Source organism: Paraburkholderia sp. MM5482-R2, from assembly GCF_050436125.1.
GTDB classification, from domain to species: domain Bacteria; phylum Pseudomonadota; class Gammaproteobacteria; order Burkholderiales; family Burkholderiaceae; genus Paraburkholderia; species Paraburkholderia tuberum.
On record NZ_JBNDLP010000002.1, the window covers coordinates 4,012,434 to 4,031,677 of the forward strand.

Annotated in this window: 20 protein-coding genes, 1 tRNA gene and 1 pseudogene; 11 read left to right on the forward strand and 11 right to left on the reverse strand. The window is 63.9% G+C overall.

What is annotated here, in order from left to right:
- Positions 1-6 precede the first annotated feature (6 nt).
- From prmC to OKW37_RS21415, 4 genes are all read left to right on the forward strand, one after another.
- A complete protein-coding gene (gene prmC / locus OKW37_RS21400; RefSeq protein WP_429408185.1) occupies positions 7-894 on the forward strand; it encodes a peptide chain release factor N(5)-glutamine methyltransferase in 888 nt (295 codons plus the stop codon).
- A gap of 112 nt (positions 895-1,006) precedes the next feature.
- Positions 1,007-1,318 carry a Grx4 family monothiol glutaredoxin gene (grxD, locus tag OKW37_RS21405; protein ID WP_018420101.1) on the forward strand — a complete coding sequence of 104 codons (312 nt, stop codon included), beginning with the start codon at positions 1,007-1,009 and terminating at the stop codon, positions 1,316-1,318.
- Positions 1,319-1,358: 40 nt separating this feature from the next.
- Positions 1,359-1,961, forward strand: a complete 603-nt coding sequence (locus tag OKW37_RS21410; protein WP_429408182.1) for a UbiX family flavin prenyltransferase — start codon at positions 1,359-1,361, stop codon at positions 1,959-1,961.
- Positions 1,962-2,095: 134 nt separating this feature from the next.
- A complete protein-coding gene (locus OKW37_RS21415; protein WP_184065641.1) occupies positions 2,096-2,881 on the forward strand; it encodes a DODA-type extradiol aromatic ring-opening family dioxygenase in 786 nt (261 codons plus the stop codon).
- A 117-nt stretch (positions 2,882-2,998) separates the two neighbouring features.
- On the opposite strand, the pseudogene OKW37_RS21420 reads toward OKW37_RS21415, so the two are convergent.
- Positions 2,999-4,595: pseudogene (locus tag OKW37_RS21420) on the reverse strand (APC family permease).
- A 429-nt stretch (positions 4,596-5,024) separates the two neighbouring features.
- Between OKW37_RS21420 and OKW37_RS21425 the strand changes: the two are divergent.
- Complete coding sequence (locus tag OKW37_RS21425; protein WP_007180251.1) at positions 5,025-5,228, forward strand: cold-shock protein; 204 nt, start codon at positions 5,025-5,027, stop codon at positions 5,226-5,228.
- 134 nt (positions 5,229-5,362) lie between these two features.
- Here the strand turns inward: OKW37_RS21425 and OKW37_RS21430 are convergent, their stop codons facing one another.
- Positions 5,363-6,613 carry an Hsp70 family protein gene (locus OKW37_RS21430; RefSeq protein WP_429408178.1) on the reverse strand — a complete coding sequence of 417 codons (1,251 nt, stop codon included), beginning with the start codon at positions 6,611-6,613 and terminating at the stop codon, positions 5,363-5,365.
- A gap of 188 nt (positions 6,614-6,801) precedes the next feature.
- Here OKW37_RS21430 and OKW37_RS21435 point away from each other — a divergent pair, with 188 nt between their 5' ends.
- The gene (locus tag OKW37_RS21435; protein ID WP_429408176.1) at positions 6,802-8,295 is read left to right on the forward strand and encodes an MFS transporter; all 1,494 of its coding nucleotides are present in this window, start codon (positions 6,802-6,804) and stop codon (positions 8,293-8,295) included.
- 103 nt (positions 8,296-8,398) lie between these two features.
- On the opposite strand, the gene OKW37_RS21440 is transcribed toward OKW37_RS21435, so the two are convergent.
- Together OKW37_RS21440 and OKW37_RS21445 are read right to left on the reverse strand one after the other, a co-directional pair.
- Entirely contained in the window at positions 8,399-9,016 is a 618-nt protein-coding gene (locus OKW37_RS21440; RefSeq protein WP_260321396.1) for a nitroreductase family protein, read from the reverse strand.
- 169 nt (positions 9,017-9,185) lie between these two features.
- Complete coding sequence (locus OKW37_RS21445) at positions 9,186-10,469, reverse strand: MFS transporter (protein ID WP_184065630.1); 1,284 nt, start codon at positions 10,467-10,469, stop codon at positions 9,186-9,188.
- A 153-nt stretch (positions 10,470-10,622) separates the two neighbouring features.
- Here OKW37_RS21445 and OKW37_RS21450 point away from each other — a divergent pair, with 153 nt between their 5' ends.
- Both OKW37_RS21450 and OKW37_RS21455 read left to right on the forward strand, forming a co-directional pair.
- On the forward strand, positions 10,623-11,270 hold the full coding sequence (locus OKW37_RS21450; RefSeq protein ID WP_184065627.1) for a TetR/AcrR family transcriptional regulator: 648 nt from the start codon (positions 10,623-10,625) through the stop codon (positions 11,268-11,270).
- Positions 11,271-11,328: 58 nt separating this feature from the next.
- Positions 11,329-11,883 (forward strand): DUF1415 domain-containing protein, encoded by a 555-nt coding sequence (locus OKW37_RS21455; RefSeq protein WP_429408172.1) that lies wholly within the window; start codon positions 11,329-11,331, stop codon positions 11,881-11,883.
- Positions 11,884-11,903: 20 nt separating this feature from the next.
- Here OKW37_RS21455 and OKW37_RS21460 read toward each other — a convergent pair whose 3' ends face one another.
- Positions 11,904-12,746 (reverse strand): class I SAM-dependent methyltransferase, encoded by an 843-nt coding sequence (locus OKW37_RS21460; protein ID WP_429408170.1) that lies wholly within the window; start codon positions 12,744-12,746, stop codon positions 11,904-11,906.
- Positions 12,747-13,135: 389 nt separating this feature from the next.
- Here OKW37_RS21460 and OKW37_RS21465 point away from each other — a divergent pair, with 389 nt between their 5' ends.
- Positions 13,136-13,456: a DNA-binding protein gene (locus OKW37_RS21465; protein ID WP_090802066.1), complete on the forward strand. Its 321-nt coding sequence runs from the start codon at positions 13,136-13,138 to the stop codon at positions 13,454-13,456.
- A 134-nt stretch (positions 13,457-13,590) separates the two neighbouring features.
- Here the strand turns inward: OKW37_RS21465 and OKW37_RS21470 are convergent, their stop codons facing one another.
- Positions 13,591-13,800 carry a DUF1059 domain-containing protein gene (locus OKW37_RS21470; RefSeq protein WP_090805487.1) on the reverse strand — a complete coding sequence of 70 codons (210 nt, stop codon included), beginning with the start codon at positions 13,798-13,800 and terminating at the stop codon, positions 13,591-13,593.
- Between the two features lie 441 nt (positions 13,801-14,241).
- Here OKW37_RS21470 and OKW37_RS21475 point away from each other — a divergent pair, with 441 nt between their 5' ends.
- Positions 14,242-15,513, forward strand: coding sequence for a TIGR03862 family flavoprotein (locus OKW37_RS21475; protein ID WP_429408168.1), 1,272 nt, complete (start codon positions 14,242-14,244; stop codon positions 15,511-15,513).
- A gap of 25 nt (positions 15,514-15,538) precedes the next feature.
- Here the strand turns inward: OKW37_RS21475 and OKW37_RS21480 are convergent, their stop codons facing one another.
- Positions 15,539-16,663, reverse strand: coding sequence for a methyltransferase (locus tag OKW37_RS21480; RefSeq protein ID WP_429408166.1), 1,125 nt, complete (start codon positions 16,661-16,663; stop codon positions 15,539-15,541).
- 187 nt (positions 16,664-16,850) lie between these two features.
- Here OKW37_RS21480 and OKW37_RS21485 point away from each other — a divergent pair, with 187 nt between their 5' ends.
- Positions 16,851-17,084 carry a hypothetical protein gene (locus OKW37_RS21485; RefSeq protein ID WP_184065612.1) on the forward strand — a complete coding sequence of 78 codons (234 nt, stop codon included), beginning with the start codon at positions 16,851-16,853 and terminating at the stop codon, positions 17,082-17,084.
- A 10-nt stretch (positions 17,085-17,094) separates the two neighbouring features.
- Here OKW37_RS21485 and OKW37_RS21490 read toward each other — a convergent pair.
- The 4 genes from OKW37_RS21490 to OKW37_RS21505 form a co-directional block, all read right to left on the reverse strand.
- Positions 17,095-17,170, reverse strand: a tRNA-Thr gene (locus OKW37_RS21490).
- Between the two features lie 19 nt (positions 17,171-17,189).
- Positions 17,190-17,696: a ClpXP protease specificity-enhancing factor gene (locus OKW37_RS21495; RefSeq protein ID WP_429408164.1), complete on the reverse strand. Its 507-nt coding sequence runs from the start codon at positions 17,694-17,696 to the stop codon at positions 17,190-17,192.
- 66 nt (positions 17,697-17,762) lie between these two features.
- Positions 17,763-18,374, reverse strand: a complete 612-nt coding sequence (locus OKW37_RS21500; RefSeq protein WP_006052302.1) for a glutathione S-transferase N-terminal domain-containing protein — start codon at positions 18,372-18,374, stop codon at positions 17,763-17,765.
- A 95-nt stretch (positions 18,375-18,469) separates the two neighbouring features.
- A complete protein-coding gene (locus OKW37_RS21505; protein ID WP_184065606.1) occupies positions 18,470-19,225 on the reverse strand; it encodes a cytochrome c1 in 756 nt (251 codons plus the stop codon).
- Positions 19,226-19,244: the final 19 nt, after the last annotated feature.

Below are 19,244 nucleotides of genomic sequence, written 5' to 3' on the forward strand. Positions count from 1 at the left end.
CCGACAATGACCGACGCCTCCCCGGCTCCGCTCGACCCCACCGCTCTGCCCCCCACGGCCGAGGCGCTAATGCGCGCATCGCCGCTGCCGCCGCTCGAAGCGCGGATTCTGCTCACGCATGTGCTCGGTTGGCGGCGCACGCAGCTGATCACGCGCGGCGAGGAGCCGCTCGAACGCGCAAGCGTCGAGCGTTATCGCACGCTCGAGGCGCGGCGCATGGCCGGCGAGCCGGTCGCGCAGCTCGTCGGTGCGCGCGAGTTCTTCGGGCTCGAATTCGAAGTGACGCCGCACGTGCTGATTCCGCGTCCTGAGACCGAGCTGCTGGTGGAGACCGCGCTCGCGGCGATCGAACCTCGGCCGCGCCCACGTGTGCTCGATCTCGGCACCGGGACCGGCGCAATCGCGGTGGCGATCGCGTCGATGCGGCCCGACGCGCAGGTCTGGGCGCTCGACCGCTCGGCCGACGCGCTCGCCGTCGCCGCGCGCAACGGCGCGCGCCTGCTCGACGTGAAACGCCCGGGGGGCGCCGTCGTTTTCCTGCCCAGCGACTGGTACGGCTCGCTCGACGCCGCGTTGCGCTTCGATGCGATCGTCAGCAATCCACCGTATATCGCGAGCGGCGACCCGCATCTGCGTGAGGGCGATCTGCGCTTCGAGCCGCGCGGCGCGCTCACCGACGAGGCCGACGGCCTCAGCGCGATCCGCGCGATCGTCGCCGGCGCCCCCGAGCGTCTCGCCGCCGACGGCACGGTTTGGATCGAACATGGCTACGACCAGGCCGAAGCCGTGCGCGCATTGTTGAGCGAACGCGGTTTTGCCGAGGTCCGCTCGGCGCGCGATCTCGCCGGCATCGAGCGGATCAGCGGCGGCGTGCTGCGCGCCGCTGCGGCCTGAGCGCGGTCGCCGAGGCTAAAACCCCAGGCGCGACGTGACTGCGGCCGCCCGTAGCGAAATCCGCTATCATTTCAGCCTATTCCCATCCTTTATCGGAACCGCAAGGTCAGTCATGGATACGCAACAACGCATCAAGCAAATCGTCGACGGCAACAACGTCGTTCTCTTCATGAAGGGCACGGCCCAGTTCCCGATGTGCGGTTTTTCCGGCCGCGCCATCCAGATCCTGAAGGCGTGCGGTGCCGGTGAGATCAAGACCGTCAATGTGCTCGAAGACGACGAAATCCGTCAGGGCATCAAGGTGTTCTCGAACTGGCCGACCATTCCGCAGCTGTACGTGAAGGGCGAATTCATCGGCGGCTCGGACATCATGATGGAGATGTACGAATCGGGCGAACTGCAGCAGCTGTTCGCCGCGGCCTGAGCGTTCTACGCTTCGTTCGCTTCATCAGGCGCCGCAAGCCATGCAGCAAGCACGCACCGCGGTGCCTCGCCGGCTGATCGTCGCGATCACCGGCGCCACCGGCGCCATCTACGGCATCCGGCTGCTCGAGACGCTGCGGCGGCTCGGCGGCGTCGAGAGCCACCTGCTGATTTCGAGCGCGGGTTGGCTCAACATCCAGCATGAACTCGATTTGGGCAAGGAAGACGTGCATCCGCTCGCGGATGTCGTCCATTCGGTGCGCGATGTCGGCGCGAGCATCGCGTCCGGCTCGTTCGCGACCGACGGCATGATCGTCGCGCCCTGCTCGATGAAAACTCTCGCGAGCATCGCGCACGGTTTCGCCGACAACCTGATCACCCGCGCCGCCGACGTCACACTGAAGGAGCGTCGCCGTCTCGTGCTGCTGGTGCGCGAAACGCCGTTCAATCTCGCGCATCTGCGCAATATGACGGCCGTCACCGAAATGGGCGGAGTGATCTTCCCGCCGCTGCCCGCGTTCTATAATCGGCCTGCTTCGATCGACGAGATGGTCGACCACACTGTCGCACGCGTGCTCGATCTGTTTGCGCTGGGGCCGGCGTTGTCGCCAGCGTGGGAAGGATTGCGGGGCGCGCAGGAGTAACCGCGACAACGCGGATTAACAACGGCTGCGACGCAATCAATTCCCGCCGAGCCCATTTATCAAGCTGGCGTGCGGACCTATATTGGTAGCAACCCAATTTCTCCGTGCCGTGCTTACACGGCCGCGTTGCTGTCATGAACCGCTTACCTTCGCTTTTCCTGTCTCACGGCGCACCCACGTTGCCGATCGATCCGTCAATGCCGTCCGCCGAGTTCGGCGCGCTCGCCACGCAATTGCCGCGTCCCGAGGCAATCCTGATGTTGTCGGCGCACTGGGGTACCGCGCAGCCACTCGCGAGCATCGCGACGGCGCCTGAAACCATCCACGATTTTTATGGTTTTCCGCGCCAGCTCTATGAAATCCAATATCCGGCGCCGGGCGCGCCCGACATCGCACGTAGCGCCGCCGCGCTGCTCGGCGCGAGCGGCATCGTCGCGGACGTGCAGCCGCACGGACTCGACCACGGCGCATGGGTGCCGATGCTGCTGATGTTTCCGCGAGCGGACGTGCCAATCGCGCAACTGTCGATCCAACCGCACAAGGACGCCGCGCATCATTTCCGCGTCGGCCGCGCGCTGCGCGCGCTAAAAGACGAAGGCGTGATGGTGATCGGCTCCGGCCAGATCACCCATAACCTGCGCGCCGCCGATTTCTCCGCGCGCCCGGAAGACGCCGATCCGCGTGTGGCCGAATTCACCGACTGGTTCGAGGACAAGCTCGTCGCGCGCGATATCGACGCGCTGCTCGACTATCGCCGCCAGGCGCCGCACGCGGTGTTGATGCATCCGACCGACGAGCATCTGTTGCCGGTATTCGCCGCGCTCGGTGCCGCCGACGACGACTATTCGCTCGCGATCCAGTCGCTCGGCACCTACCAACGCTCGCTCGCGATGACGAACTACGTGTTCGGGACCGCCTGATCCGGCGCGGGGTCGCGCACAAAGGTCAACAAAAAGCCCGCCTGATCATCGATCGGGCGGGCTTTTTATCGGCCCCGAAAGACCCGCGTCGAGCGGATCGTCGGTTTCGACCGGCGCTCAATGCGCGCCGATAACTTCGAGCACTTCGTCGTGCTCGAGCCGCTCGTCCAGATACTCCGAACGATAGCCGCTGTTCACGCCCCAGAAGTAGAACACCAACGCGAAGGCGATCACGACGAGCATGTCCCAGCCGTAAGGCAGAATGCCGAAGCCGCCAAACTCCTTGCTGCCGATCAGCGACAGGATCGCCATGATCGGCAGATACGCGACCAGCCACCAGGCAGCCTTCAGGTCACGGCCCCAGCCCTCGAAGCCCGACTTCGCCTGGAAGTAGAAATACACCGGCAGCGCGACGACCATCAGCAGAATGATTTCGCCGGTCAGCGGCCACCTCGCCCAGTACAGGATCAGCGACGCGCAGACAAACGCGAACGGCGCGATCACCTTCATGCCGGCGATGTGCAGCGGGCGCTCGAGATCGGTTGCCGCGCGGCGCAGTGCCATCAGGCTGATCGGGCCGGTCAGGTACGAGATCACGGTCGCGACCGAAATCACCGCCGCGAGCGAACTCCAGCCGCGGAAGAAGAACAGGAAGATGAACGAGACGAGCAGGTTGAACCACATCGCGTTGCGCGGAACGCCATAGAACGGGTGCACGTTACCGAACATCTTCGGCATCGTGTTGTTGCGCTCCATCGCGTAGATCATGCGCGAGGTGGTTGCCATGTAGGTCGTACCGGTGCCGCTCGGGCTCACGAACGCGTCGACGTACAGCAGGATCGCCAGCCAGTTCAGGTTCAGCGCAATCGCCAGTTCCGCGAACGGCGAAGCAAAGCTGAAGTGGCTCCAGCCCTTCATCACGTCGGCCGGATTCACGGCACCGATGTATGCGATCTGCAGCAACACGTAGATCACGAGCGCGAGCAGGATCGAGCCGATCACCGCGAACGGCACGCTCCTGGCCGGATTTCGCGCTTCACCGGCCAGGTTGATCGGGCTCTGGAAACCGTTGAATGCGAACACGATGCCGCTCGTCGCGACCGCGGTCAGCACCGCCGACCAGCCGTACGGCGCGAACGTGGTCGTCTGACCAAAGTTCTCGGTGTGGACGCCTGTCATCATCAGGCCGACGATCGTTGCGCCCGGGATCAGGAACTTGAAGATCGTGATCGCCGAGTTGGCGCGCGCGAACAGCTTGACGCCCCAGTAGTTGAGCAGGAAATAGATGATGACGAGCCCGGCGGACAACAGCAGGCCGTTGGTCGTCAACGACCCGTCGACGAACAGCGCATGCGCCCAGGGATAGGGCCAGGTACTCATATATTGGATCGATGCTTCGGCCTCGATCGGGATCACCGACACGATCGCGATCCAGTTGGCCCACGCGCTGATGAAACCGACCAGCGCGCCGTGCGAGTAGCGCGCATAGCGCACCATCCCGCCAGATTCCGGAAACACCGCGCCAAGTTCCGCGTAGGTCAGCGCAATCGCGAGAATCACGACCGCACCGATGATCCATGCGCAAATCGCAGCCGGACCGGCAATTTTTGCAGCCTTCCACGCGCCGAACAGCCAACCCGAACCGATGATCGAGCCCAGACCGGTCAGCATCAGCGCGAATGGCCCGATGTTCCGTTGGTATAGAACTTTTCAAGTCTTCTCCTAAATCAGAACCATGTCGGCACCGCGTGACATCGCTTGTGGCGGTGGGGACGGGGTGACGCGCATGTAAGCGCGTCCAGATGCGGAATAGGTGCAACCGACGCGCGGCGCGTAGTTTAACGGTTGCACCGTGTTACTGCAGCGAAACCGCAGCCGAACTAAGGGTTCTCCCTACAAAAAGTTGTCCCCATGCGCAACCTTTGTAAGAAAATTTCGGATCTGTCCGGCAAAGTTTCGTCTAGACTGTTGACCTTCGTCCGAATTCGCCGTATAACGTTCGGGCAGGATTTCAAGTGGCGAGTGAAGTGGTTCTTTCGTAGTTCGCCCATCAACGGTACTCCGGTTGGTCCCATTACCCCCTTCCTTGATTTTCATGCACCCCGGGCTTCGGCCTTATTCACCATTTTTAGGAAAAAGTAATATGGAAACCGGTACCGTCAAGTGGTTCAACGACGCTAAGGGCTTTGGCTTCATCACTCCGGACGGCGGCGGTGAAGATCTGTTCGCGCATTTCTCCGAAATTCGCACTGAAGGCTTCAAGACGCTCCAAGAAAACCAGAAGGTCACGTTTGAAGTGAAGACGGGCCCGAAGGGCAAGCAAGCGGCTAACATCAAGCCGGTGTAAGCTCCGCGCTTCCTTCTGGACGCAAAAAAACCCCGCCTCGGCGGGGTTTTTTATTACGGCGGCCAATCTGAATGCGCCGATTAACTTCGCGTTACTTCGCAATCCGCGGCGGATTATTTGTTGATTATTCGGGATTATCCGAATACACGCCGCGCATGAATACCGAGGCCGGTCGCAACGCTCGCGAGACGATCGCCGAATACCGCTTGCGCGTCTGGAAACGCCGCGGCCAACGCGCCCGACAGAAACGCGAGGCCGGTTGACCCGCCGGTGAAATAGATCGCGTCGACATCGCGCGGCGCGATGCCCGCCGCCTGCACCGTATCGCGCGCGGCCTGCACGATGCGTCGCGTTTCTTCCTCGCCCGCTTTGACGAGCTGCGCTTCGTCGAACGCGAGACGCAGATCCTCTTCCACCTGCTCGAGATCGATCACGGTCTCGCCGCCCGCCGCCACGCCGATCTTCGCCTCTTCCGCGTGGGCGGCGAGCGCGTGCCCGAAACGCTGCTCGACCACGCGCATCAGCCGGTCGTGGTGCTTCGTCTCCGTGAAAAGGTGCCGCATCAGCGCGAGTTCGCTGACGCGCTTCGGCGTGTAGACGGTGTTGATCAGGTGCCAGGTCGCGAGATCGAAATAAATCCGGTTCGGGATTTCGCGCCCTTGCGGATCGAGCGACTGGTAGCCGAGTTCGCGCAGTATCGTGGCGAGTTCGACGCGGCGGTCGAAGTCCGTACCCGCGACGTGCACGCCGTGGTGCGCGAGCACATCGTCCTTGCGCTCGACGCGCTTCATCCGTTCCGGCCCCACTCGCACGAGCGAAAAGTCCGACGTACCGCCGCCGATGTCCGCCACAAGCACGAGCCCCTCGGCGCTCAGGTGCGATTCGTAGTCGAACGCAGCTGCGATCGGTTCATACTGAAAGTGGATGTCGCGCAAGCCGGCCGTGCGCGCAGCGGCTTCGAGCTGTTGCTGCGCCATCTGGTCGGCGCGCGGGTCGTCGTCGACGAAGAACACCGGGCGGCCCAGCACCGCGCGGTCAATCGCGCCGCCGGCGCTCGCCTCGGCCGCGCGCTTCAGGTGAGTCAGGAACGTCGCGATCACGTCGGTGTACTTGATCGCACTGCCGTCGCCGAGATCGGTCGTATTCTCGGCGAGCGGCGAGCCGAGAATGCTTTTCATCGAGCGCATCAGCCGGCCGTCGAAACCGTCGATGTAAGCAGCGAGCGCCGCGCGCCCGAATTCGCTGGTGTGTTCGTCGGTATTGAAGAAGACCGCGGTGGGCAGCGTCGTGTACGCGCCTTCGACCGGCGCCAGCTTCAGCTGCGGGCCGATCGGAACCGCGACGGCCGAATTGGAAGTACCGAAGTCAATCGCGCAATAGTTCATGGCAGGAATGGCCGCTCACGGCTGGCGCGCAAAGAAAGGGGAGCGGCTTTGTATCACGAAAACTCCGGCAGCATCAACTGAAGCTGCCGGGACGGCCGCAAGATCGTTTGAAATCATGGCGCGGAATGGATGTTGCTACGTCCGACCGAATATGCCGCCCCATTTCGCCATCGAGGAGACTTCGCGTCATGAGCGTGCCGCCCACCGCCGCCGTCGATGACCCGCACGCCACGCTGATCGAAACCGATCTGCCGTCGCGGCTAGACCGTCTGCCGTGGGGCCGCTTTCATACGCTGATCGTGGTTGCGCTCGGCGTGACGTGGCTGCTCGACGGCCTCGAGGTGACGCTCGCCGGCGCGGTCGCGAGCGCGCTGAAAACCAGCCCGGCGCTGCGCTTTTCGAATGCCGACGTCGGCCTCGCGGGCAGCGCATACATTGCCGGCGCGGTGCTCGGTGCGCTCGGTTTCGGCTGGCTGACCGACCGGCTCGGCCGCCGCAAGCTGTTTTTCATCACGCTGACGCTGTATCTGGCCGCGACCGCGGCGACCGCGCTGTCGTGGAATCTGATGAGCTTCATGCTGTTCCGCTTCCTGACCGGTGCGGGTATCGGCGGCGAATACACGGCGATCAACTCGACGATCCAGGAATTCACGCCGGCACGCGTGCGCGGCTGGACCGACCTCGGCATCAACGGCACGTTCTGGGTGGGCGCGGGGCTCGGCGCCGCGGGCTCGCTGGTGCTGCTCGATCCGCACCTGCTGCCTTCCGACTGGGGCTGGCGCGCGTGTTTTTTCATCGGCGCGGTGCTCGCGCTGGTGATCCTGCCGATGCGCATCTGGATACCCGAAAGCCCGCGCTGGCTACTCACGCACGGCGACGAGCGCGACGCCCGCACGATCGTCGAGGGCATCGAGACGCGTTTTCGCAACGACGGCCACACGCTTGCCGACGACGCCCTCACGCGGCTGCGGCTGCGCGCGCGCGACCATACGCCGTTGCGCGAGGTGTTCCACACGCTGTTCAACGTGCACCGGCGCCGCGCGCTGGTCGGTCTCACGTTGATGACCGCGCAGGCATTCTTCTACAACGCGATCTTTTTCACCTACGCGCTCGTCCTCACCGACTTCTATCACGTGCCGGGCGACGACATCGGCTGGTATCTGCTGCCTTTCGCGCTCGGCAATTTCCTGGGGCCGCTCGTGCTCGGGCGGCTGTTCGACGTGATCGGTCGACGCAAGATGATCGCCGCGACCTACGCGATGTCGGCGATCCTGCTGACACTGTCGGGCTATCTGTTCGAGCAGCAACTGCTGAGCGTCGTCACGCAGACGGTCGCCTGGATGGTCATTTTCTTCTTTGCGTCGGCGGCCGCGAGTTCCGCGTATCTGACCGTGAGCGAATCGTTTCCGCTCGAAATCCGCGCGCTCGCGATCGCGGTTTTCTATGCGTTCGGCACCGCGCTCGGCGGCATCATCGGGCCGGCGTTTTTCGGTCGGCTGATCGATACGCATCAGCGCAGCGAGGTGTTTTCGGGCTATCTGGTCGGCTCGGCGTTGATGCTCGCGGCGGCGCTCGTCGCGGCGATCTGGGGTGTCGACGCGGAGCGCAAGTCGCTCGAACATGTGGCCGCGCCGCTGTCCAGCGTGACGGATGGCGAGAACGGCATGGACGGCGCTGCATGAAAAACGCGCGGACCGTGCCGCGCGTGCCTGACTGCTTCGTTGCTCATCGACTGCTTTCTTCGCTTTACGCGAAATCGCGCGGCAAGCGCGGCGAATCCATCGCTCAGAACGCCTTCTTCCAGGCGCCGGCGTACGCGATATCCGCCAGCGCCGCGCGTTGACGCGGCGCCTTCTCGCGTTCGCGCAGGACCGGGTCAAGTTTGTCGACGTCGCCGTAATGGCCGAGCGAGATCATCGCGATCGGCTCGACGTCCTTTGGTAGTTCGAAGGTGGTACGGAACGCGTTCACGTCGAAGCCGCTCATCTGGTGCGCGGCGAGGCCGAGCGCGTGCGCCTGCAGCACCAGCGACATCGCCGCCGCGCCGGCGTCGTAGAACGCGCAGCGGTTTACGTCGCCCTTGTTGGTCAGTGTGTGCGCGGTCACCGCGATCAGCACCGGCGCGAGCGCATTCCAGCCCTGGTTGAACGGCACCAGCGTGGCGAAAGCCTTCTTGAACGCGACTTCGTCGACGCTGCGATCGAATACCACAAAACGCCAAGGCTGCACGTTATATGAAGACGGCGCCCAGCGCGCCGCTTCGAGCACGGCGCGCAACTGATCGCGGCTCACCGGCTCGCTCGAATACGCGCGAGGGCTCCAACGGCCTGCAATCAGCTCGTGAATGGCAACTTCGGTTGAGGCGGGTTTGGTGGCCATGCGCTTCTCTCGGTAGATATTCATGTTCTCCGGGCGGCTGCCCGAGGCCACATAGCATAACGGGCTTTCGGTGCGCGCTCCAAGTTGCGGCGCGGCGCTATGCGTGCTGGCTGAGAAAACGCGCACGGCCCCGTTATGGGGCCGTGCGTCGTTGCTTCGCTGACGGTGAATCCGCGCGGCTCGCGAGGGCGCCTCAGATTGCCTGCGGCGTCGGCACCTTGGCCGGGCGGTTGATGCGCAGCACGATCACCGCGGCGATCAAACACAAGCCGCCGGAAATCATCGATGCGACCGTGTAGGTGCCAAGACTCGCGCGCAGCATGCCCGCGCCGAGCGCCGCGAACGCCGCGCCGAGCTGGTGGCCCGCGACCACCCAGCCGAACACGATCGGCGCCGATTCCTTGCCGTAGACGTCGGTCGCAAGACGCACGGTCGGCGGCACGGTGGCGATCCAGTCGAGACCGTAGAACACCGCGAACAGCGGCAGTCCGAAAAAGTCGATGCCGAACGCGTGCGGCAGATACATCAGCGACAGCCCCCGCAGCCCGTAATACCAGAACAGCAGCACGCGGCTATTGAAGCGGTCCGACAGCCAGCCCGACATCGTCGTGCCGAACAGGTCGAACACGCCCATCGCCGCGAGCAACGACGCGCCCTGCACTTCGGTCATCCCGTAGTCGCCGCACATCGCGATCAGATGGGTGCCGACATAGCCATTGGTGCTCGCGCCGCAAATGAAGAAGCTGAAGAACAGCAGCCAGAAGTCGCGCGTTTTGCTCGCCGACGCGAGCGTGCCGAATGCGATCGCGAGCGGATTCTGCCTGGTGACGGTCGTCGTGATGGGCGCGTCATGGGGTTCGCCGTACGGGCGCAGCTGCATGCTGGCCGGATGCTCGGGCAGCAGGAAGGCGACGAGCGGAATCACGACGGCCGCCGCGAGCGCGACGACCCACACGACCTGACGCCAGCCGTAATGCTCGGCGATGGCCGCGAGCAGCGGCAGAAACACCAGCTGGCCGGTCGCCGAGCTGGCGGTCAGGATACCCATCACGAGACCGCGGCGCGTCGTGAACCAGCGCGTCACGACCGTCGCCGACAGCGACAGCGCCGCTACCCCGGTCGAGCCGCCGACCATCACGCCCCAGATCAGCACCATTTGCCACGGATGAGTCATCAGCGACGACAGCGCGACACCCGCGGCCATCGCGCCGAGCGCGCTCAGCAGCGTGGGGCGCACACCGAAGCGCTGCATCGCGGCGGCCGCGAACGGCCCCATCAACCCGTACAGCGCGATGTTCACCGAGATCGCGAGCGAAATCGTCGCGCGGCTCCAGCCGAATTGGTGCTCGAGCGGCACCATCATCACGCTCGGTGTCGCTCGCGTACCCGCAGCCGCGAGCAACACCAGGAACACCACGGCGACGGTCAACCAGCCGTAGTGGAAACGCCCGCCTATCAGTCGCGCAGCCCAGTTCATCGATTCTCCCATCGACGCGGCCCGGGTGGCGGCGTCGTTCGTATTATTACGGCCTCGGTGAATGACTTGTGACAGATCGGTCACAATAGTGTTGCGATCTTAGTTACTGGTCGGTAACATGTCAAGGCGTCAATCTCATTCGGGTGACTTGCCATGTCCGACAGCGAAACCCCCAAGCCCGCCCCTACTCGTGCGCGGCGCGCGCGCGGCGCACAGACCGCCGGGCCGCAGGCGCAGCTGCATCTGCTGCGCGCGGCCAGCGAGTTGTTCTATCGCGAGGGCGTGCGCACGGTCGGCGTCGATGCGGTGGTCGAGCGCGCGGGCGTGAACAAGATGAGTCTGTACCGGCAGTTTTCGTCGAAGGACGAGCTCGTGATGGCGTATCTGGAGCAGAAGGACGAGCAGTTCTTCCGCTACGTCGAGAAGAGCTTCGCGAAGCATCCTGGCGAGCCGGCGAAGCAGCTTCAGCAGTACTTCGACGACCTCGCGGTGCGCGCCTCGGTCGACGATTACCGCGGCTGCCCGTTCGTGAACGTGTCGGTGGAGTTTTCGGATACCGCGCATCCGGCGCGGCAGTTCGTGTTCCGCAACAAGCAGCGCTTGATGGCGCGCCTCGTCGAACTGTCGACAGCGGCCGGCGCCGGCGATCCGCAAGCGCTGGCCGATGGGCTCGGTCTGCTGATCGAGGGCGTGTACGCGGCGAGCCAGACTTACGGGCCGGGCTGCGGGCCGATCCTAGCCGCGCCGAAAGTCGCCGCGCAGTTGATAGCGGCCGCTTGCGCGGAGAAGCCGGTTCGCTGAGCCAGTCCGTCAGCTGGGTCCTTTAGAATTGCGCGTTTTCCCGTCACATCCGTCCGCCATGCCGTTGCCCGCCGAATCCCACGATGCCGTTATCACCGCGACCCGTCATTGGCTGACGGAGGCCGTGATCGGCCTGAACCTGTGTCCGTTCGCGAAGGCCGTGCATGTGAAGGGGCAGATTCGCTATGCGCTCAGCGAAGCGGACACGCTCGAAGCGGTGCTGGCCGACCTGGAAGCCGAGTTGCAGACCCTCGTCGTCGCCGACCCCGCCGCCATCGACACGACGTTGCTGATCCTGCCGTGCGCGTTCGAGGACTTTCTCGGCTTCAACGACTGCCTGTTCTTCGCCGACCGGCTGGTCCAGCAACTGCGGCTCGAAGGCGTCATCCAGATCGCGAGCTTTCATCCGCATTACCAGTTCGAAGGCAGCGAGCCCGACGATATCGAAAACTACACGAACCGGGCGCCCTATCCGATCCTGCATCTGCTGCGCGAGGACAGCATCGAGCGGGCCGTGCAGGCCTTTCCCGACGCGGAAGAGATCTACGAGCGCAATCAGGAAACGCTGCGGCGCATTGGCCTCGCGGGCTGGGATGCGTTGATGAAGCGCTAAGTGATGCGCCAGGCCGCGCCTCAGGCCGGCACGAAAAATCGCTCCTTCAGCGCATCGAGCCCGAGCGCGTCCAGAACTTCGCCGAGCCGCTCAGCGGGCCGGCGCCGCGGCAGGTCCTTGTACTGCGCGATGATCAACTCGTTTTTCATCGAGTGTTCCCAGCCGACCAGCTCGGTCACGCTGACCTGATAGCCATGCGCTTCGAGCTGCAGGCAGCGCAGCACGTTCGTGATCTGGCTGCCGAATTCGCGCGTGTGCAGCGGGTGCCGCCAGATTTCCGTCAGCGCGGTCTTCAGAGCCTTGCCTTTGTTCTGCCGCAGCACGCCGGCTACCTCGGCCTGGCAGCACGGCACGACGACGATGTACTTCGCGTGCTTTTCGAGCGCGAAACGGATCGCGTCGTCGGTGGCGGTATTGCACGCGTGCAGCGCGGTCACGATGTCGATTTCGGCGGGCAGCCGCGTCGACGTGATCGACTCCGCCACCGACAGATTCAGAAACGACATCCCCTTGAAGCCGAGCCGAGCCGCCAGCTCTTCGGACTTCGTCACCAGCTCTTCGCGCGTTTCAATGCCGTAAATGTGCGAAGCCCCACCAGCCACGTCCTGAAACTCCTTGAAAAACAGGTCGTACAGGATAAAACCGAGGTATGACTTGCCCGCGCCGTGATCGACGAGCGTCAGCGCCCCCTGCTGGTGCTTCAGGTCCTTGAGTAGCGGCTCGATGAACTGGAACAGATGGTAGACCTGCTTCAGCTTGCGACGGCTGTCCTGATTCATCTTGCCGTCGCGCGTGAGGATGTGGAGCTCTTTGAGCAGTTCGACGGACTGGTTGGGACGGATTTCGTGGGTTTTGCCGGACATCGTATGGGCCGCCATCAATTGCAGTGCGAACGTGCGACAGATGACGGAAAAAGAGAAAGGTTGCTGCCAGTTTACCCAAAGTGCGGCAATCCCAGCGAGTACGCTGCCCGGGTCACGCGAGATAGGCGGTCCATCGGGAACACTTCCTGCTCGAAAGGCGCTGCGCGGAAGTGTCTCGAGAATGGCTGAAAACAGCTTGAGCGTCGGCTGAGCCTGCGGGTGCAAGCCGCGTCGTCGAAAACAGGAAGCTGTCCGGCCGTGCAACCCGGACACGCGAACCGGATGCATTTGGGGAGAGCGGTCCCGCAACAAGGGGCGAACGTTACGTAACCAGCAGCGGCCGGCTTTGCAACGGGTCGCGCGCTCGGATGATCACAGAAGAGGCGGCAATGGATACGGTACCCAACGGAAATGTCGAACAGAAGTTTCAGGAAATGATGGCGAAGCTCACCGCCGCGCCGGCATGGTCGGAGAAACAGCAACTCGAACTGGAGATGGCTCGCGACATCTCCACGGAAATGCTGCGGCTCGCCGAGGTCATGCGTGACGGCAACGTCGACCTCGAGACCTGCCTGACGATGCTCAAGTACGCCAAGGTGCTCGACTTCGTGATGACGACGCTCGCGTCGCGACGCGACATCAAGCCGCAGACGTTGCGGGTGATCTTCAAGCTCGCCGGGCTGAAGGTCGATGAGGCGTATCCGGGTTAGCGCGTCGGCATGCTGGTTAGATTGGCTTGGTATCGCGTTTCTCGTGTCACGCAAGACTGCTGCAACACGCCCGCACGCGGGCGGCTGGATGCCGCTCGCGACGCGGGCTTCCACACTCCCCTTCCACGGGTGTCTCAAGCGTGCCGCGCCTCGACTGGCGGCGTTCCCTCATGAAATAGCGTCTTCAGCTGCTCGCGCAGCTCCGGCGAATCCGCGTGCTTGTGAACGCTGACGGCATGCTGGACCGCGGCTTCGAGCAGTTCGCCGTCGCTGTCGGCGGATAGCGCGACAGTGCAGTTCGTTTCGCTCGGAAACTCGCGACAGTCGATATATTTGCGGGTCATGGCAATCTCCTTGAACCAGACGATCGACTCTTCCATCGATGCATCAGGCGCTTCGCGTCGGCTGCCGGCGCGCGGCAGTGAAGCGCGCCGCAGCGGCTGCGTCGCAAGCGACGTGATGGGGGATTGACGCGAGGAACGACGCGAACGGCGTCCGATGGAAGATGTTTGAAAAGTATAGGTCGCGTGCGGCGCGGGCCAAGCGGTGAATGCGATGCGCAACGGCCGGGAGAAAGACTGAATCCAGTATTTTCCGGTCTGGGGCGATCGAGCCCGGTCGCCTGGCGAATAGCCGCCTGTTTGCCAGTACCGAGCACAGTTCGACAGAGTTTGTCGGCGTTTGCCGCGGGCCGCGCGCGGTGTGACAATAGCGCCCTTCGCGCCGCATATCCGTTCGGTCACCGCGGCGCACCGCCTTTTCTCCCCGTTGATCCGCTGAACCGCATGTCATTCTCGCTCGATTCCGCCCGCGTCGCCGTGATCGGCGGCGGCCCCGCCGGCCTGATGGCCGCGGAGACGCTTGCCGGGCGCGGCGTGCAAGTCCACGTATATGACGCGATGCCGTCGGTCGGCCGCAAATTCCTGATGGCGGGCAAAGGCGGCATGAACATCACGCATTCGGAAGCCCTCGCGCCGTTTCTCGACCGCTACGGCTCGCGCCGCGAGCGCATCGCGCCGTTACTCGACGCGTTCGGTCCCGACGCGCTGTGCACATGGTTGCGCGAGTTGGGCGTCGAGACGTTCGTCGGCAGTTCGGGGCGCGTATTTCCGTCCGACATGAAGGCCGCGCCGATGCTGCGCGCGTGGCTGCATCGGCTGCGCGAAGCGGGTGTGCAGTTTCATATGCGTCGCAAGTGGAGCGGCTGGGCGTCAACATCCGAAGACGGTGCCGCCCACGCGTTGCGCTTCGACACGCCCAACGGTGAGCAGACGATCAGCTGCGACGCGGTCGTGTTCGCGCTCGGCGGCGCCAGTTGGCCGCGTCTCGGCTCCGACGCCGCGTGGGTGCCGCTGATGACGTCGCGCGACGTGCCGGTGACGCCGCTGCGTCCCGCGAACTGCGGCTTCGACGCGGACTGGAGCCCGTATCTGCGCGAGCGTTTCGCGGGTCAGCCGATCAAGACGGTCGCGATTTCCGTCACCGGCGTAGACGGAAAAGTCCACAATCGACAAGGTGAAATACTTTTGACCGAAACGGGCCTCGAAGGGAGCCTGATTTACGCGTTGTCGGCGCCGATCCGCGAGCGGATTCTCGCCGGCGGCGAGGTCACGATCGCGCTGGATCTCGCGCCAGGCTTGCCGCTCGAGCGAGTCGTGGAGGAAGTGACGCGGCCGCGCGGCTCACGCTCGATCGCGAGTCATCTGCACGGGCGAATCGGAATCGGCGGGGTCAAGCTGGCGTTGTTGCACGAGATTCTGTCGAAAGAAGCCTTCGCCGATGCACGCGGCCTCGCCCACGCGATCAAGGCGCTGCCGATGCGACTGCTGCGCGCGCGACCGATCGAGGAAGCGATCAGTACGGCGGGCGGAATCCCGTTCGAGGCGTTGGACGCGCATCTGATGATCGACCGGATGCCCGGCGCATTCTGCGCGGGCGAAATGCTCGATTGGGAGGCGCCGACCGGTGGTTATCTGCTGACCGCCTGCTTTGCCAGCGGGCTGGTCGCTGGCCGGGGCGCGTGCGCGTATCTGGAAGCGCACGGCACGTCGGCGTGACGCGCGCAGTCGCCCGCAGTCGCCGTCACCGCGCCTTGAGCCGCCACAACGACGTGACCTCGGCCGCTCGCGCAACATACAACGGATCGTTCTGATCGCTGGCCTTCGGATGCCGTGGACGAATGTCCTCGCGCCCCACGACACTGAGCCCCGCGTGCTTGATCGCCGCGAGCAGCCACTCGCGCGTACGCAGCCCAAGGTGCTCGGCGAAATCCGAAATGATCAGCCAGCCCTCGCCGCCCGGCGTCAGATGATCAGCGAGGCCGTTCAGGAAGCCGACCAGCATGCGGCTGTCCGGATCGTAGACCGCGTATTCGAGCGGCGACGCGGGCCGCGCCGGCACCCACGGCGGATTGCAGACGACGAGCGGTGCCCGACCGTCCGGAAACAGATCGGCCTGCACGATCTCGACCTGCTCGGCGTAACCAAGACGCGCGAGATTTTCACGAGCACACGCAAGCGCGCGCGCATCCTGGTCCGTCGCGACGATCTTGCGCACGCCGCGTTTGGCCAGCAGCGCGGCCAGCACGCCAGTGCCGGTGCCGATATCGAACGCGAGGTCCAGCGACGGCAGCGGCGTGCGAGCGACCAGATCGACGTACTCGCCGCGCACCGGTGAGAACACACCGTAGTGCGGATGGATGCGCTCGCCGAGCGCCGTAATCTCGACGCCCTTCTTGCGCCATTCGTGCGCGCCGATCAAACCGAGCAACTCACGCAACGACACGACCGACGCGTCACCGCTCGCCGGTCCATAAGCTTCGATGCAGGCCTGCCGCACGTCGGGCGCGCGACGCAGCGGAATGGCGTAGTCGGCATCGAGCGGAATCAGGATCATGCCGAGCGTGCGCGCGCGCTGCGACTGCGCCTGCCGATGCTGGTTGAACGCGTCGAGCGGTGTGGCTCCCTGCTTGCGCGGCTTGCGTTCGAGCCGGCGCGTGACGGCCTGCAGCAGTTGGCGCGCGTTCTGGAAGTCGCCGCGCCATAGCAGCGCGGTGCCTTCGCAGGCGAGGCGGTAGGCCGAATCGGCGGTGGTGCGGTCGTCGGCGACGACGACGCGCTTCGGCGGCGGCACGGCCGCTTCGGAACGCCAACGTACGGTGCGCGGGCCGTCGGCTTCTGGCCAGGTGAGAGTTGCGGGGCTGGTCATGGTGCAATGGAGTCGATGTGACGTCGCCGGCGACGTGGACCGCGACAGCGGACCGGAATGTCCGGCGGCTGCCCGCCATCCCGGGCGACGCCCGAATAGTAACGTACCGCCGCCGTGCGGATTCGCGGCGCGGCATGAATTGGTGACGGTGATGAGGTGAGTCTAGACGCACCGAAAGTAGACAATAATGTCTACAATCGACAAGGTGAAAGAGATATCGTGGTTTTTGAGCCATCGCGCGGCTCACCTCACGCTGCCTTCGCACGTTTTGACGTGCGTGAAACCCTCGTCGCAAACAAGCCGGGCCAAGGCTTCGGTGATCGGCATCAGCAACGATCCGGGCAATTTCCACCGAAAAAAGAAAAACCCCGCCAAAGCGTGTGCTTCGACGGGGTTTTCTAGCATTTCCAGTTACTGCTGATAACGCAATCTGGTGCCGGCTGCAGGACTCGAACCCGCCACCTCATGATTACAAGTCAAGCGCTCTACCTGATGAGCTAAGCCGGCATGAGGCCGTGATTCTACTTCATTTCACGATCTTAAGGCGAGCCCTTCCGCCGCCTTTCGAGCCATCGTCGTCGGGCTGCGGTTTGTCGGCGGCGTCGGTGGCCGCGGCAGGGTCGGCAGGGGCGGCGGGGGCGGTTTCGACGGCGCGCGGAGCCGCCGGCGTGTCAGCTTCGTCCGCGGCATCCGCGCCCGAATCCTGAGCCTCGCCGCCCGCCGATTCGACCGGGAACGCCATACCCTGGCCGTTCTCGCGCGCGTAGATCGCAAGAATATTGGCGACCGGCACTTCGATCTTGTGGGACTTGCCGGAGAAGCGCGCGTTGAACTCGATCCACTCGTTGCCCATCTGCAGCTGGCTGGTCGCCTCGAAGCTGATGTTCAACACGATCTCGTTGTCGCGCACGAACTGACGTGGCACGTGCGTCTGATTGTCGACGCGGACCGCGATATGCGGTGTGTAGCCGTTATCCGTGCACCACTCGTAGAGCGCGCGCAACAGATAAGGCTTCGTGGAAATCTCTTGCATCAACAGTCCTCTTGCGGGCGCGGTCGCGCATCGAAGCGATGCGGCGTCCGCGCTCCAAAGCCAAACTCAACGACGCATCACCTTTTCCGACGGCGTCAGCGCTTCGATATAAGCCGGGCGGCTGAAAATGCGCTCGGCGTACTTCATCAGCGGCGCGGCGTTCTTCGACAGCTCGATACCGTAGTGGTCAAGGCGCCAAAGCAGCGGTGCGATCGCGACGTCGAGCATCGAGAACTCTTCGCCGAGCATGTACTTGTTCTTCAGGAAGATCGGCGCGAGCTGCGTCAGGCGATCGCGGATCGCGAGGCGCGCCTTCTCGTGATTCTTCTCCGCTGCCTTGCCCTTCTCGTTTTCGAGCGTGCCGACGTGGACGAACAGCTCTTTCTCGAAGTTGAGCAGGAACAGGCGGGCACGCGCGCGCTGGACCGGATCGGCCGGCATCAGCTGCGGGTGCGGGAAGCGCTCGTCGATGTACTCGTTGATGATGTTCGATTCGTACAGAATCAGGTCCCGTTCGACGAGAATCGGCACCTGACCATACGGATTCATCACGGCGATGTCTTCCGGCTTGTTGAACAGGTCGACGTCGCGGATCTCGAAGTCCATGCCCTTTTCGAACAACACCAGCCGGCAACGCTGGGAGAACGGGCAAGTAGTGCCGGAATACAGAACCATCATGTTTACGTTTCCTCAAAAAGCTGAAGGGCCAGCGCGCGGAAAAACCGTTCAGCAGGTTTTTCCTGGCGCCGGCCCCACGCCATGTAGCGGCGTGATTATTTGATATGTTTCCAGTACGCGGCGTTCAGTCGCCAGGCGAAAAAGCTCAGGATACCGAGGAACAACAGCACCCACACGCCAAGTTGCCTGCGGGTTTGCTGCGTCGGTTCGGACATCCATGACAGGTACGACACGAGGTCGGCCACAGCAGAATCATAATCTACCGGCGACATCGTCCCCGGAGTCAGTTGCTGGAAGCCGAGGAATTTGTGTACTTTTTCGCCGGTTCTTTCGTCGGTTTCGTCGCCGAATTTCGCCGCACGCTGCCCCTGAAGCTGCCACAGCACGTGAGGCATGCTCACGTTTTGGTACACCAGATTGTTCCAGCCGGTCGGCCGCGTATCGTCGCGGTAAAAACTCCGCAGATACGTGTAAAGCCAGTCCGTGCCGCGCGCCCGCGCCTCCACCGACAGATCCGGCGGCGTCGCCCCAAACCACGCTTTCGCGTCCTCCGGGCGCATCGCCACGGTCATCGTGTTGCCGACCTTGTCGGTGGTGAACAGCAGGTTCGCCTGGATTTCGTTCGGCGTGATGCCGAGATCGGTCAGGCGGTTGTAGCGCATCAGGTTCGCGCTGTGGCAATTCAGGCAGTAGTTTACAAACAATTGCGCGCCGCGCTGCAAAGAAGCGAAATTGTTCGTGTTGTCCGGCGCGCGATCGAGCGGGAAATTCTCGTCCGCGTGAACCGGAGCGGCCAGCAGCGCAAGCACGGTCGCGCCGACCAGCGCGCACATCGAAAGCAGTTTTTTCATCTTCATGTTCTCCTGGCTC

Bases quoted from the DNA above. Each gene is read 5' to 3' on its own strand.
- OKW37_RS21505 (WP_184065606.1), bottom strand. From the start codon at position 19,225: ATGAAAAAACTGCTTTCGATGTGCGCGCTGGTCGGCGCGACCGTGCTT.
- OKW37_RS21500 (WP_006052302.1), bottom strand. From the start codon at position 18,374: ATGATGGTTCTGTATTCCGGCACTACTTGCCCGTTCTCCCAGCGTTGC.
- OKW37_RS21470 (WP_090805487.1), bottom strand. From the start codon at position 13,800: ATGACCCGCAAATATATCGACTGTCGCGAGTTTCCGAGCGAAACGAAC.
- OKW37_RS21430 (WP_429408178.1), bottom strand. From the start codon at position 6,613: ATGAACTATTGCGCGATTGACTTCGGTACTTCCAATTCGGCCGTCGCG.
- OKW37_RS21435 (WP_429408176.1), top strand. From the start codon at position 6,802: ATGAGCGTGCCGCCCACCGCCGCCGTCGATGACCCGCACGCCACGCTG.
- OKW37_RS21450 (WP_184065627.1), top strand. From the start codon at position 10,623: ATGTCCGACAGCGAAACCCCCAAGCCCGCCCCTACTCGTGCGCGGCGC.
- OKW37_RS21410 (WP_429408182.1), top strand. From the start codon at position 1,359: ATGCAGCAAGCACGCACCGCGGTGCCTCGCCGGCTGATCGTCGCGATC.
- OKW37_RS21455 (WP_429408172.1), top strand. From the start codon at position 11,329: ATGCCGTTGCCCGCCGAATCCCACGATGCCGTTATCACCGCGACCCGT.
- OKW37_RS21425 (WP_007180251.1), top strand. From the start codon at position 5,025: ATGGAAACCGGTACCGTCAAGTGGTTCAACGACGCTAAGGGCTTTGGC.
- OKW37_RS21465 (WP_090802066.1), top strand. From the start codon at position 13,136: ATGGATACGGTACCCAACGGAAATGTCGAACAGAAGTTTCAGGAAATG.
- OKW37_RS21415 (WP_184065641.1), top strand. From the start codon at position 2,096: ATGAACCGCTTACCTTCGCTTTTCCTGTCTCACGGCGCACCCACGTTG.
- prmC (WP_429408185.1), top strand. From the start codon at position 7: ATGACCGACGCCTCCCCGGCTCCGCTCGACCCCACCGCTCTGCCCCCC.
- OKW37_RS21495 (WP_429408164.1), bottom strand. From the start codon at position 17,696: ATGCAAGAGATTTCCACGAAGCCTTATCTGTTGCGCGCGCTCTACGAG.
- OKW37_RS21475 (WP_429408168.1), top strand. From the start codon at position 14,242: ATGTCATTCTCGCTCGATTCCGCCCGCGTCGCCGTGATCGGCGGCGGC.
- OKW37_RS21485 (WP_184065612.1), top strand. From the start codon at position 16,851: ATGTCTACAATCGACAAGGTGAAAGAGATATCGTGGTTTTTGAGCCAT.
- OKW37_RS21445 (WP_184065630.1), bottom strand. From the start codon at position 10,469: ATGAACTGGGCTGCGCGACTGATAGGCGGGCGTTTCCACTACGGCTGG.
- OKW37_RS21460 (WP_429408170.1), bottom strand. From the start codon at position 12,746: ATGTCCGGCAAAACCCACGAAATCCGTCCCAACCAGTCCGTCGAACTG.
- grxD (WP_018420101.1), top strand. From the start codon at position 1,007: ATGGATACGCAACAACGCATCAAGCAAATCGTCGACGGCAACAACGTC.
- OKW37_RS21440 (WP_260321396.1), bottom strand. From the start codon at position 9,016: ATGAATATCTACCGAGAGAAGCGCATGGCCACCAAACCCGCCTCAACC.
- OKW37_RS21480 (WP_429408166.1), bottom strand. From the start codon at position 16,663: ATGACCAGCCCCGCAACTCTCACCTGGCCAGAAGCCGACGGCCCGCGC.